The 13,065-nt window shown below is 53.4% G+C and carries 14 protein-coding genes; 10 read left to right on the forward strand and 4 right to left on the reverse strand.

What is annotated here, in order from left to right; all coding sequences use genetic code 11:
- The 7 genes from mrdB to lipA all read left to right on the forward strand — a co-directional run bounded on the left by mrdB (nucleotide 1) and on the right by lipA (nucleotide 7,131).
- Nucleotides 1–1,113, forward strand: a complete 1,113-nt coding sequence (gene mrdB / locus DVA44_RS17540) for a peptidoglycan glycosyltransferase MrdB (protein WP_114387667.1) — start codon at nucleotides 1–3, stop codon at nucleotides 1,111–1,113.
- 10 nt (nucleotides 1,114–1,123) lie between these two features.
- The gene (rlpA, locus tag DVA44_RS17545; protein ID WP_114387668.1) at nucleotides 1,124–2,245 is read left to right on the forward strand and encodes an endolytic peptidoglycan transglycosylase RlpA; all 1,122 of its coding nucleotides are present in this window, start codon (nucleotides 1,124–1,126) and stop codon (nucleotides 2,243–2,245) included.
- A gap of 138 nt (nucleotides 2,246–2,383) precedes the next feature.
- A complete protein-coding gene (dacA, locus tag DVA44_RS17550; protein ID WP_114387669.1) occupies nucleotides 2,384–3,595 on the forward strand; it encodes a D-alanyl-D-alanine carboxypeptidase DacA in 1,212 nt (403 codons plus the stop codon).
- A gap of 107 nt (nucleotides 3,596–3,702) precedes the next feature.
- On the forward strand, nucleotides 3,703–3,966 hold the full coding sequence (ybeD, locus tag DVA44_RS17555; protein ID WP_003022706.1) for a DUF493 family protein YbeD: 264 nt from the start codon (nucleotides 3,703–3,705) through the stop codon (nucleotides 3,964–3,966).
- Nucleotides 3,967–4,058: 92 nt separating this feature from the next.
- Entirely contained in the window at nucleotides 4,059–4,700 is a 642-nt protein-coding gene (gene lipB / locus DVA44_RS17560) for a lipoyl(octanoyl) transferase LipB (protein WP_114315630.1), read from the forward strand.
- A gap of 305 nt (nucleotides 4,701–5,005) precedes the next feature.
- A complete protein-coding gene (locus tag DVA44_RS17565; protein ID WP_114387670.1) occupies nucleotides 5,006–5,959 on the forward strand; it encodes a YbeF family transcriptional regulator in 954 nt (317 codons plus the stop codon).
- Between the two features lie 206 nt (nucleotides 5,960–6,165).
- Nucleotides 6,166–7,131: a lipoyl synthase gene (gene lipA / locus DVA44_RS17570; RefSeq protein ID WP_103824200.1), complete on the forward strand. Its 966-nt coding sequence runs from the start codon at nucleotides 6,166–6,168 to the stop codon at nucleotides 7,129–7,131.
- A gap of 85 nt (nucleotides 7,132–7,216) precedes the next feature.
- On the opposite strand, the gene tatE is transcribed toward lipA, so the two are convergent.
- Nucleotides 7,217–7,420 (reverse strand): twin-arginine translocase subunit TatE, encoded by a 204-nt coding sequence (tatE, locus tag DVA44_RS17575; protein WP_103824199.1) that lies wholly within the window; start codon nucleotides 7,418–7,420, stop codon nucleotides 7,217–7,219.
- Nucleotides 7,421–7,545: 125 nt separating this feature from the next.
- Nucleotides 7,546–8,334 (reverse strand): deaminated glutathione amidase, encoded by a 789-nt coding sequence (locus DVA44_RS17580; protein ID WP_114387671.1) that lies wholly within the window; start codon nucleotides 8,332–8,334, stop codon nucleotides 7,546–7,548.
- Between the two features lie 66 nt (nucleotides 8,335–8,400).
- Here DVA44_RS17580 and crcB point away from each other — a divergent pair, with 66 nt between their 5' ends.
- Nucleotides 8,401–8,784, forward strand: coding sequence for a fluoride efflux transporter CrcB (gene crcB, locus DVA44_RS17585; RefSeq protein WP_114315633.1), 384 nt, complete (start codon nucleotides 8,401–8,403; stop codon nucleotides 8,782–8,784).
- 219 nt (nucleotides 8,785–9,003) lie between these two features.
- Here crcB and cspE read toward each other — a convergent pair whose 3' ends face one another.
- Both cspE and pagP read right to left on the reverse strand, forming a co-directional pair.
- Nucleotides 9,004–9,213: a transcription antiterminator/RNA stability regulator CspE gene (cspE, locus tag DVA44_RS17590; RefSeq protein WP_002439184.1), complete on the reverse strand. Its 210-nt coding sequence runs from the start codon at nucleotides 9,211–9,213 to the stop codon at nucleotides 9,004–9,006.
- Nucleotides 9,214–9,403: 190 nt separating this feature from the next.
- The gene (gene pagP, locus DVA44_RS17595; RefSeq protein WP_370463891.1) at nucleotides 9,404–9,979 is read right to left on the reverse strand and encodes a lipid IV(A) palmitoyltransferase PagP; all 576 of its coding nucleotides are present in this window, start codon (nucleotides 9,977–9,979) and stop codon (nucleotides 9,404–9,406) included.
- A gap of 811 nt (nucleotides 9,980–10,790) precedes the next feature.
- On the opposite strand from pagP, the gene dcuC reads away from it, so the two are divergent.
- Nucleotides 10,791–12,164: an anaerobic C4-dicarboxylate transporter DcuC gene (gene dcuC / locus DVA44_RS17600; RefSeq protein ID WP_114387673.1), complete on the forward strand. Its 1,374-nt coding sequence runs from the start codon at nucleotides 10,791–10,793 to the stop codon at nucleotides 12,162–12,164.
- A gap of 88 nt (nucleotides 12,165–12,252) precedes the next feature.
- On the forward strand, nucleotides 12,253–13,062 hold the full coding sequence (gene rna, locus DVA44_RS17605; RefSeq protein WP_114387674.1) for a ribonuclease I: 810 nt from the start codon (nucleotides 12,253–12,255) through the stop codon (nucleotides 13,060–13,062).
- Nucleotides 13,063–13,065 lie beyond the last annotated feature (3 nt).

The following is a 13,065-nucleotide window of genomic DNA, read 5'->3' on the forward strand; positions in this document are numbered from 1 at the left end:
GTGACGGATAATCCGAATAAAAAATCGCTGTGGGACAAGATCCACATCGACCCGGCCATGCTGCTGATCCTGCTGGCGCTGCTGGTTTATAGCGCCCTGGTCATCTGGAGCGCCAGCGGCCAGGACCTCGGGATGACCGAACGCAAGATCGGCCAGATCACCATGGGTCTGATCATCATGGTGGTGATGGCGCAGATCCCGCCGCGCGTCTACGAAGGCTGGGCGCCCTATCTTTATATCTTCTGTATTATCCTGCTGGTGGCGGTCGATGCGTTCGGGGCGATTTCGAAAGGCGCGCAGCGCTGGCTCGACCTCGGTATTGTGCGCTTCCAGCCCTCGGAGATTGCGAAAATCGCCGTCCCGTTGATGGTGGCACGCTTCATTAACCGTGACGTCTGCCCGCCGTCGCTGAAAAACACCGCTATTGCGCTGGTGCTGATTTTCCTGCCGACGCTGCTGGTAGCGGCGCAGCCAGACCTCGGCACCTCGATTCTGATCGCCCTCTCCGGCCTGTTTGTGCTGTTCCTCTCCGGGCTGAGCTGGCGGCTAATCGGCATTGCAGTGGTGCTGGTCGCCGCCTTTATCCCGATTCTGTGGTTCTTCCTGATGCACGATTATCAGCGCCAGCGCGTCATGATGCTGCTGGATCCGGAGAGCGACCCGCTCGGGGCAGGCTATCATATAATACAGTCGAAGATTGCAATCGGCTCTGGCGGCCTGCGCGGTAAGGGTTGGCTGCACGGTACACAGTCGCAGCTTGAGTTCCTGCCTGAACGTCACACCGACTTTATCTTCGCGGTGCTGGCCGAAGAGTTAGGGCTGGTCGGGATTCTGATCCTGCTAGCGCTCTACCTGCTGTTGATCATGCGTGGATTGTGGATAGCCGCCCGGGCGCAAACCACCTTTGGCCGCGTGATGGCCGGTGGCTTGATGTTGATTTTATTCGTTTATGTTTTCGTAAATATTGGTATGGTGAGCGGTATTCTGCCGGTGGTAGGCGTACCGCTTCCGCTGGTGAGTTACGGAGGCTCGGCCCTGATTGTTCTGATGGCCGGGTTCGGGATCGTCATGTCGATCCATACACACAGAAAAATGTTGTCAAAAAGCGTATAAGGGGCACGCAATGCGTAAGCAGTGGTCTGGGATCTGCATCGCAGTGAGTTTACTGGCAGCCTGTACAAGTGACGATGGTCAGCAGCAAGCGACCGTCGCACCGCCGCAGCCGGCAGTATGTAATGGTCCGGTGGTTGAGATCAGCGGAGCCGATCCGCGTTTTGAACCGCTCAGCGCTACCGCGAACCAGGATTACGAGCGAGACGGTAAAAGCTACAAAATCGTCCAGGATCTTTCCCGCTTCAGTCAGGCAGGCCTGGCGGCTATTTATGATGCCGAGCCAGGAAGCAACCTGACCGCATCCGGTGAAGTGTTTGATCCAATGCAGCTTACGGCTGCGCATCCGACCCTGCCGATCCCGAGCTATGCGCGTATTACCAACCTGGCGAATGGCCGGATGATCGTGGTGCGTATTAATGACCGGGGCCCTTACGGCAACGATCGCGTCATCTCGCTTTCGCGCGCCGCGGCCGACCGCCTGAACACGTCAAACAACACCAAAGTGCGGATCGACCCGATTATTGTCGCCCAGGACGGCTCGCTCTCCGGCCCGGGTATGGCCTGTACTACCGTGGCAAAACAGACTTATGCCCTGCCCGCGCGTCCCGATCTGAGCGGCGGTATGGGTAGCGCGTCGTCCGTTTCCGAACCTGCGCCGCAGGGTGACGTGCGCCCCATCAGTAACGATACGCTGAAAAGCGAAGACACCATGGGCGCACCGGTGAGCAGCAGCGGTTTCCTCGGCGCACCCACCACGCTTGCGCCAGGTGTACTGGAAGGCAGCGAACCGCCAGCGCCACAGCCGGTTGTTACCGCGCCGGTGAACCAGACGGCTCCGGTCACTGCGCCAGTTTCCGCTCCGACTCAGGCGCCGGTTACGGCCCCCGTTTCCGCCCCTGCCCAGGCCGGTGGCTTTGTCGTGCAGGTTGGCGCAGTCAGCGATCAGGCACGTGCGCAGCAGTATCAGCAGCGTCTCGGCCAGCAGTTTGGCGTTCCGGGTCGCGTTGAGCAAAATGGCGCAGTCTGGCGTATCCAGTTAGGCCCGTTTGCCAGCAAATCTGAAGCCGCTGCGTTGCAGCAGCGCCTGCAGAATGAAGCGCAGTTACAATCGTTTATTGCTGTTGCAAAATGATAATCGGCGGTATCCGAATTGTCAGTATTTGTCATGTTGATACACATTCTCATGCTGAAAGTCGGATGCCTGCCTGTATAGCATTTGCTATAGTAAGGCACTTTTTTTAATTCCATCACGGATGTCGTTGTTCTGACCATGAAGACCACTTTCTCCGCTCGTTTTATGCAGCGCATGGCGCTCACTACGGCGCTTTGCGCAGCCACGCTCTCTGTTGCTCACGCCGATGACCTGAATATCAAGACCATGATCCCGGGCGTTCCGCAGATCGACGCGGAATCCTACATCCTGATCGACTACAACTCCGGCAAAGTGTTGGCTGAACAGAACGCTGATGCACGACGCGATCCGGCCAGCCTGACCAAGATGATGACCAGCTATGTCATCGGTCAGGCCATGAAAGCAGGAAAATTCAAAGAGACCGACCTGGTCACCATCGGTAACGATGCGTGGGCCACCGGCAACCCGGTATTTAAGGGCTCATCTTTGATGTTCCTGAAACCGGGTATGCAGGTTCCTGTCTCTCAGCTGATCCGCGGCATCAACCTGCAGTCCGGTAACGACGCCTGCGTGGCGATGGCAGACTTTGCCGCTGGCAGCCAGGATGCCTTCGTCGGCCTGATGAACAGCTACGTGAGCGCGCTGGGTCTGAAAAACAGCCACTTCCAGACGGTTCACGGCCTGGATGCTGAAGGTCAGTACAGCTCTGCGCGCGATATGGCGCTGATTGGTCAGGCGCTGATCCGTGACGTACCGAACGAATACACCATCTACAAAGAGAAAGAGTTTACCTTTAACGGTATTCGTCAGACCAACCGTAACGGCTTGCTGTGGGACAACAGCCTGAACGTTGACGGCATCAAAACTGGCCACACTGAAAAAGCCGGTTATAACCTGGTCGCTTCTGCTACTGAAGGCCAGATGCGCCTGATCTCTGCCGTGATGGGCGGTCGTACCTTTAAAGGACGCGAGGCCGAGAGCAAGAAGCTGCTGACTTGGGGCTTCCGCTTCTTCGAAACCGTGAATCCGCTGAAAGCAGGTAAAGAGTTTGCTTCTGAGCCGGTCTGGTTCGGGGATAACGATCGTGCCTCCCTGGGTGTCGATAAAGATCTCTACCTGACCATCCCTCGTGGACGCATGAAAGACCTGAAGGCCAGCTATGTGCTGAACGCCAGCGAGCTGCACGCTCCGCTGAAGAAAAACCAGGTTGTCGGCACCATCAACTTCCAGCTCGATGGTAAAACCATCGATCAGCGCCCACTGGTGGTGCTGGATGAAATCCCTGAAGGCAATTTCTTGGGCAAAATCATTGATTACATTAAATTGATGTTCCATCACTGGTTTGGTTAAGAATTGAACACTTGAAAGTGTGATTTCTGTCCCCATATACTATGTAACCTGATAACTCCCACCTGATGTGGGAGTTATTATTTTTTTGACGTACTGCCGGAGCTCCCATGAAAACCAAACTTAACGAACTGCTTGAATTCCCTACTCCTTTTACTTACAAAGTAATGGGGCAGGCGTTGCCTGAGCTGGTTGATCAGGTGGTTGAGGTGGTACAGCGCCATGCGCCAGGTGACTACTCTCCGACGGTGAAACCAAGCAGCAAAGGTAACTACCACTCCGTGTCGATCACCATCACGGCGACGCATATTGAACAAGTCGAGACCCTGTACGAAGAGCTCGGCAATATCGATATCGTTCGTATGGTGCTGTAACGCCTTTCGGTTACCCGCATCGCCGGGTAACCTGCTTCCCCTCTGTGATATACTCCCCGCTACAGTTTGTTCCTTCGTTCGGAGAGATCGTTTTGTATCAGGACACCCTTCTCGTTCGCCAGCTTGGGCTGCAGCCCTATGAGCCTGTCTCCCAGGCTATGCATGAATTTACTGACAAACGTGACGAGAACACGCCGGATGAGATCTGGCTGGTAGAGCATCCCCCCGTCTTTACCCAAGGCCAGGCAGGCAAAGCTGAGCATCTGTTGATGCCTGGCGATATTCCGGTTATCCAGAGCGATCGTGGCGGGCAGATTACCTATCACGGGCCGGGTCAGCAGGTGATGTATGTTCTGCTCAACCTGAAACGCAGGAAGCTTGGCGTGCGCGAACTGGTAACGCTGCTGGAACAGACGGTGGTTAACACGCTGGCTGAATTTGATATTGAAGCCCACCCGCGGGCGGACGCCCCCGGCGTCTATGTCGGTGAAAGGAAAATATGTTCACTCGGTCTGCGCATTCGTAAGGGGTGCTCTTTTCACGGTCTGGCATTAAACATCAATATGGATCTTTCACCTTTCCAGCGCATTAACCCTTGCGGTTATGCGGGAATGGAAATGGCACAAATGAGTCAATGGGTAGAGGACATTACGCCTGAGATTGCACGTCCACATTTGGTAAACTCTTTTTTAGCACTGCTAAACAATCCACCACACAAATATATTACTGCTTAATTCTCTTCCCCTTCTGGCTCATTTATTTGATGAGCCATTCTTATTTCATACCATTTATCCTTTACAACAATCCCTGATTTCTATATTTTCAAAAAGCCTGCAACACGTCTGCACATTCGCGTTTCACCTGTTTTTCAGCGTCGGCATGGCCAGCAAACTGGCGCAATTACGCCCGAACAAAAATCATACGACTCAATGAGTTAATTTAAAAAACTCCAATTATTTTAAGCAGTTTACCCATATCAATAAGCACATTATTTAAATTCAACTATTATTTATATCGTGAATAAATACGGAGGGATAGCGTGGATAATAATAAACTTCCAGAAAAGCGCTTGAGTGAAACCGGAAGTGATGCAAAACCGCAAATTTTTCGGACTTTACGTAATATCGATCTCAACTTATTGACGATTTTTGAGGCGGTATATGTTCATAAGGGGATCGTTAATGCTGCGAAAATTCTGAACCTCACTCCCTCGGCAATTAGTCAGTCCATTCAAAAATTACGGACAATTTTTCCCGATCCCCTGTTTATTAGTAAAGGCCAGGGTGTAACTCCTACCGCCTATGCCACCCACCTGCATGAGTACATTAGCCAGGGGCTGGAATCCATTCTCGGCGCGCTGGATTTAACCGGCAGCTACGATAAGCAACGCATCATCACTATCGGTACGACCCCCTCCGTGGGCGCCCTGGTGATGCCGATGATCTACCATGCCGTGAAGACCCACGCGCCACAGTTGATGCTGCGTAATATCTCGGTCAGTGACGCCGAGGCACAGCTCAGCCAGTTTCAGACCGACCTTATCGTGGACAGCAACGCCCTGAACGCCCGGGCCTTAAGCCGTAATGTACTTTTTGCGGATAAGCTGCTTTTGGTCTGTCGTAAAAATCACCCGGCATTGCACGAGCCTGCCACGGTTGAAAATCTCCAGCGCTACGAGCAAACGCTGCTGCTGATGGAGGGTCAAAATCTCAACGGGCTGCGCCAGCGCATTAATGACATTTTCCCGGAACGTCTGGTCAATTTTAGCAGTTACAATATTTTTACCATTGCCGCGCTGATTGGCAGCAGCGACCTGCTGGGCATCATCCCGGAGCGCCTGTTTGACCAGGTTCGTCACTGCTGGCCGGTGGACCAGATCCCCTTTGCCCCGCTCAATGCTGAATCCGTTGAAATCTCGCTGTATTACAACAAGCTGAGCCTGCGGGATCCGGTCCTTGAAAATATGATTACTATCATCCGCCAGGCTTTTTGAGCCTCACTCTTATCTGTAAAACCGGGTTATGCCGCACAAAAGGCTTAAAACAACAACTATTTTACAATTTGGCGACCGGGCAGGCTGCTTTATCGTCCGTATCAATGATATACTGCCTGTCGTTCGTTCAAAAATAGTTGATAAATACAACATTCCCTTGAATTGAAACGCTTTCCTTCGATATTCGCAACTGGAAGACGCACGCTATGAGTAAACCCATTGTGATGGAACGCGGTGTTAAATACCGCGATGCCGATAAAATGGCCCTAATCCCGGTTAAAAACGTGGCTACGGAGCGCGAAGCGCTGTTAAGAAAACCGGCATGGATGAAAATCAAACTTCCGGCGGACTCTTCGCGTATTCAGGGAATCAAAGCGGCGATGCGCAAAAACGGCCTTCACTCCGTTTGTGAAGAAGCCTCCTGCCCGAACCTCGCTGAATGTTTTAACCACGGCACCGCGACCTTCATGATCCTCGGCGCTATCTGTACCCGCCGTTGCCCATTCTGCGACGTTGCCCACGGACGTCCTGTTGCCCCGGACGCCAATGAACCCCAGAAACTGGCGCAGACCATCGCTGATATGGCGTTGCGCTATGTGGTTATCACCTCCGTCGACCGTGACGATCTGCGCGACGGCGGCGCTCAGCACTTTGCTGATTGCATCACTGCCATCCGTGAGAAAAGCCCATCCATCAAGATTGAGACCCTGGTTCCGGACTTCCGTGGCCGTATGGATCGCGCGCTGGAAATTCTCAATGCCAACCCGCCAGATGTCTTTAACCACAATCTGGAAAACGTACCGCGCCTCTATCGTCAGGTGCGCCCGGGTGCAGATTACAACTGGTCACTGAAGTTGCTGGAGCGCTTTAAAGAAGCCCATCCGGATATCCCGACAAAATCGGGTCTGATGGTCGGTCTGGGTGAAACCAACGAAGAGATCATTGAAGTAATGCGTGATCTGCGTCGTCATGGCGTCACCATGCTGACGTTGGGCCAGTATCTGCAGCCAAGCCGTCACCACCTGCCGGTGCAGCGTTACGTGAGTCCGGAAGAGTTTGACGAGATGAAAGCCGAAGCGATGGCAATGGGCTTCACCCATGCTGCCTGCGGTCCGTTCGTTCGTTCCTCTTACCACGCCGATATGCAGGCGAAAGGCGAAGAAGTGAAGTAAACCCGTCACAAAAGTTTACAGTTCACCCATAAAAAAACCGGCTTACAAGCCGGTTTTTTTTATCAAACGCTTTAACGCGTTGCCGTTACTCTTTGTGAGAGAGCTTCTCGGCAGCGATATCTGCATCGGCACTTCTTTTCGCCGTTGCATCATCTTCGTTCATCGCCTTTTTAAAGCCTTTGATGGCAGCACCCAGGTCTCCGCCCAGCGTACGTAATTTTTTGGTACCAAACAGCAGGACAACCAGTGCGGCTACCACCAGCAGTTTGGTAATACTAATCTCACCCATAGATACCTTCTTGACGTAAACAGGCTGCATTTCGCGCCTTAAAAACCCGACCGTATTAACGGTCATTTAGCGCCCGCACACAATAGCAATCTGTAACAAGGTGAATCAAGCGTTGTTTAAAAAACTCACAATAATTGCGGTGGCGCGAAACGTCGGTTGCGCAGGACAGGCAACTGCTGGCGCGCATGGGTGATGCGCTTGCGGTCGATTTCAGCCAGCAACAGTGCCGAGCCTTCAGCCGCGGCCGCAATGGTCACGCCCAGGGGGTCGATAATGCGGCTCTGACCGATGTTCTTATTGCCGCACTCGCCTGCTGCGATCACATAGCAGGTTGTGTCCAGCGCCCGGGCCGCCAGCAGCGTTGACCAGTGGTGCTCCTTGAGCGGCCCTCTGACCCATGCCGCAGGTAAAACCAATACTTCTGCTCCCGCCAGCGCCAGATTCAATGCCATCTCCGGGAAGCGCAAATCGTAGCAGGTCATCAGCCCCAGATGGATGCCGTCGATCTCAATCAGCGGCGGCACAACCGAGCCCGCATCAACCAGACGGGATTCCTGAATACTGAACGCATCATAAAGATGAAGTTTGGCGTACTGGGCAACGATCCTGCCGTCGCGCAGGGCGACAAGGGTGTTAATCGCTCTGCCTGCGGTTGAAGGAACATGCACGGTCAGTACTGTGGTCAGGTGATTATGCGCGCTCTCCTCCAGCAGCCGGGTCATAAAGCCACCGTCGAGCGGCTGAGCGGACTTTACGGAGAGGTCGGGATCGTTATCATCGCGCGCCAGCAGCGCTTCGGGCAGCACCAGCAGCGATGCCCCCTGCTCTGCCGCCTGCGCCATCAGCGACACGCAGGTTCCGGCATTTTTTTGCCAGTCCGCTGTTACTGCAAATTGTCCAACCGCAACGTACATATTTTCCCCCTGCATCAAACGGCGTTACACTCATAGCCCTTACACATCAAACAGCAGGTATTGTTCGTGTTTCAACTACTTTTAGCCGTTTTTATCGGTGGGGGCACAGGAAGCGTGGCGCGCTGGCTGTTAAGCATGCGGTTTAACTCCCTGCATCAGCAAATCCCGTTCGGCACGCTGGCAGCGAATCTCACGGGTGCCTTTATCATTGGCCTGGGGCTGGCGTGGTTCAACAGGATGACCCACATCGATCCGGTCTGGAAATTATTGATCACTACCGGCTTCTGCGGCGGGCTCACAACGTTCTCGACCTTTTCGGCGGAAGTGGTGTTCCTGTTGCAGGATGGCCGCGCCGCCTGGGCGCTGCTGAACATTGCGGTCAATCTGCTGGGCTCGCTAATGATGACCGCGCTCGCATTTTGGTTAGTTTCTGCGATTAACGCGCATTAAAAAGGCGGCCCTTAATGTTGGCTTAATTTTTCTCAGGCACCCTTGAGGCGGTTGACTGAGAGGGCGTGAGAATGAAAGAGAAAATGGCAAGCGCAGGGGCGGTAATGCTGGGCGTACTGATTATCGCCAGCTTTCTGAAACTGTACATGTTTAGCTGAGCTGAAACGAAAAAAACCCGCTCAATGAGCGGGTTTTGGAATTCTTGCTGTCTCGTCTGAATTACAGAGCGATTACGTTAGCAGCAGAAGGGCCTTTGGCACCGTTAGTGATTTCAAACTCAACGCGCTGACCTTCAGCCAGAGTTTTGAAACCATTGCTCTGGATTGCAGAGAAGTGTACGAACACGTCTTTGCTGCCATCTTCCGGAGTAATGAAACCGAATCCTTTGGACTCATTAAACCACTTAACGTTACCTTTAATCTTAGACATCAAAATTACCTTTACATGAAAATTGGACACAAATGCTGTGTCGGGTATCAGTACAACAATTGTTAGCGGTTTTGTCCAGTGGCTTTTTGAAGAAAAGTGACAAAAGTCGCGTTAATTTTTCCTCCCCAATTTTTATCCTTTACTATTCAATAACTGGCTATTAAATGACCAGTGTGTAAAGTTTTTTCAGTTAAAACTGAAACCGCATCCAGGCGAAGTAAACGTTGCCGTTGTTATAGGTGCCGGGGATGTAGGTCATCTGGAAGGTTGCCGGGCCATATCCCACAGAAGCCAGCGGCAAGAGCACCGGAATGGGAATGTAATTCCAGTTATCGCGGGCCGTCACGCCAGTGGTATAGCCAAGCCCCAGATGGACCTTATCATTCGATAGCGGACGCCAGGTTTTTTCCCAGCCGTAACCCGCTACAGGCTCCCACTTATTGTAGGAATCCTTAAAGGCCATCATGTAGAGGCCGTGCCAGTTACCTTTTTCATCCCAGCGTGACTGCCCGAACCCTGCCCCCCAGGGGCGCTCATTGTGGCGATCGGTCTTCTCTTTGTCATAAGCGAAGCGGGCATGCCAGGTTATGGCAGGCACATAGAGATCGTAATGCTGCGGCTTTTGCCAGGTTTGTTTTACATTATTCGTGAAGGTGCTCACCCAACTGTCGGAGGACGTTACGTCTTGTGCAGTCGCTACAGTAGAAAAAGAAACCTCAGCCAAAATAACAGAAAAAATTAAAATAAATTTATTAACAACTCTCACGATATTATTACCAATTATATATACACTGCATGTTTGCGCACAGAATATGCTCATTGATATTCGCGAGGTATGCCCTTTTACTTTATTAATCATTAACGCCGCATAAAAAAACCCTGAAAATAGCTTGCACCTGATATTAATTAAACAGCAATTAAGCAAAACTAATACTGAGACGACAGGTTATTTACCGCCGAGATAATTAAAATCGGTAATGCAGCACGGTAAGCCGCTGCGGCCCCGGCATCGCAGCGCAACAGGGGAGCAGCGGTCGTTGCAGCAGTGCACATACGCAGAACGGCCTCTTCCAGCAGAGCCTTCATTGATATCGCTTTTCCGCTATTGCTTTCCTGAGCGCTCTATTTCCCGGCACACCCAAAAGCCACAACAGACAATAATCCTGCAATTACATTCAATTATTTTTAAAGATCCAGCTAACGAGCGTAAATATTATTACCCGCGTTAAACCAAGGTATTTTTACGACAGTCTGAACCCGCTGTTTTTTCTCCGACAGCAGAGACGATTTATGCGCAACCGGCAGTGAAACCTTTTAGACAAGCGATTTTAAAAAGCGCAGACGCAAGCCTCATAACGGTTTAACATTCGTACCACAATCGCGTTTGCGCACACGCGCAGGCACCATCGGCGAAGAGAATGAGCCCGGCCACAGCAAAATTGGAAACATTGCCCCTCTAGTAGCCGATTTATTGATTTTAGTCAGCGAGACCGGGCCATTATTTCGGCACATTTTGTCACCTTATTTTCATTGCTACTTATCCTTCGCTCTGGGGGCGTCGGGAAACAGAGGAAACCATGCTAACGTTTATCGAGCTCCTGATCGGGGTGGTTGTCATTGTCGGCGTCGCGCGCTACATCATTAAAGGTTACTCCGCTACCGGGGTGCTGTTTGTCGGCGGTCTGACTCTGCTGATTGTCAGTGCCCTGATGGGTCACCAGGTGCTGCCATCCAGCGCCACCAGCACCGGTTACACCGCAACCGATATCATTGAATACATCAAAATCCTGCTGATGAGCCGCGGTGGCGATCTGGGGATGATGATCATGATGCTCTGTGGGTTTGCCGCCTATATGACCCACATCGGCGCCAACGACATGGTCGTTAAGCTGGCCTCAAAGCCGCTGAGCTATATCAACTCCCCTTACCTGCTGATGATTGCCGCCTATTTTGTCGCCTGCCTGATGTCACTGGCCGTATCGTCAGCGACGGGCCTCGGCGTACTGTTGATGGCAACCCTGTTCCCGGTAATGGTCAACGTGGGAATTAGCCGCGGCGCGGCGGCAGCCATCTGTGCCTCTCCGGCAGCGATTATTCTCTCCCCCACCTCCGGTGACGTGGTACTGGCCGCTAAAGCCGCCGAGATGCCGCTGATCGATTTCGCCTTTAAAACCACCCTGCCAATCTCTATAGCCGCCATTATCGGCATGGCAATTGCGCACTTCTTCTGGCAGCGCTACCTCGATAACAAAGAGAACATCTCGCACGAACGCCTCGACGTCAGCGAAATCACCACCACGGCCCCCTCCTTCTATGCCATTCTGCCGTTTACGCCCATCGTCGGCGTGCTGATTTTCGACGGCAAGTGGGGCCCGGAACTGCATATCATCACCATTCTGGTGCTGTGCATGCTGATTGCCGCGCTGCTGGAATTTGTTCGCGGCTTCAATACGCAGAAGGTCTTTAGCGGCCTGGAAGTGGCGTACCGCGGCATGGCGGATGCCTTCGCCGGGGTGGTGATGCTGCTGGTCGCGGCTGGGGTCTTTGCCCAGGGGCTGAGCACTATCGGCTTTATCCAGAGCCTGATCTCCATCGCCACCTCGTTTGGTTCAGCGAGTATCATCCTGATGATGGTGCTGGTCGTTCTGACCATGCTGGCAGCGATGACCACCGGCTCCGGTAATGCGCCGTTCTACGCCTTCGTGGAGATGATCCCGAAACTGGCGCACTCGTCCGGTATTAACCCGGCCTATCTCACCATCCCGATGCTGCAAGCCTCCAACCTGGGCCGCACCATCTCCCCGGTTTCCGGTGTGGTGGTTGCCGTTGCCGGGATGGCGAAGATTTCGCCGTTCGAAGTGGTAAAACGCACCTCGGTTCCGGTGCTGGTTGGACTGATTATCGTGATTATTGCCACGGAAGTACTGGTGCCTGGCACCGCCGTGGGCTAAGCCACGCCACAGCATAAAGCGCCTGCGGGCGCTTTTTGTGCTTTAATAAGCACCAGCAATATTTTGCATTCAACCATCAGGAATTGACATGTTCAGAAAGGATTTCGTTTTGCCTGTCAGCGTCACCGCAGTTGCGCTGTGCGCTTTCCCGGCGCAGGCCGCCCCGCTTCAGGCGACGCAATACGCGGATTTCGATCGCTACGTGCTGGCGCTCTCATGGCAATCTGGTTTTTGCCAGAGCCTGCATGACCGCAACCGCGCAGCGCCAGATGAGTGCCGCCTGCAAAAAGAGCGTGACGACAAAACGACGATCCTCACCGTTCATGGCCTGTGGCCGGGCTTGCCGAAATCTATCGCCGCCCGCGGCGTCGACGATCGCCGCTGGATTCGCTATGGCTGTGCCACCCGCCCTATTCCCAATATGCCGGAGGCAAAAGCCAGCCGTAAATGCGACGCCGCCGAGACCGGCCTGTCGCTGACCGGTGCCGCGAAGCTGAACGAAGTGATGCCCGGCGCAGGCGGCAACTCCTGCCTCGAACGTTACGAATATGCCAAACACGGCGTCTGCTTTGGGTTCGATCCCGACGCCTATTTCGGCACCATGGTGCGCATGAACCAGGAAGTCAAAGCCAGCCCTTTGGGGCAGTTCCTCGCGGCCAACTACGGCAAAACCGTCACCCGCAGCGCCTTTGACGCCGCCGTCGCCAGAAGCTGGGGACCGACGACGGTGAAAGCTGTCAAGCTCAGCTGCAGCGGTAATCCGGCCTATCTCACGGAAGTACAGCTTTCCCTCACCGCGGCCAGCATCAACGCCCCGCTGGCGACCTCCTCATTTGTGCCACAGCCGCATCCGGGCAACTGTGGCAAACAGTTCGTGATCGACAAAATCGGTTACTGAGAT

Source organism: Leclercia sp. W17, assembly GCF_003336325.1.
Taxonomy (GTDB): Bacteria; Pseudomonadota; Gammaproteobacteria; order Enterobacterales; family Enterobacteriaceae; genus Enterobacter.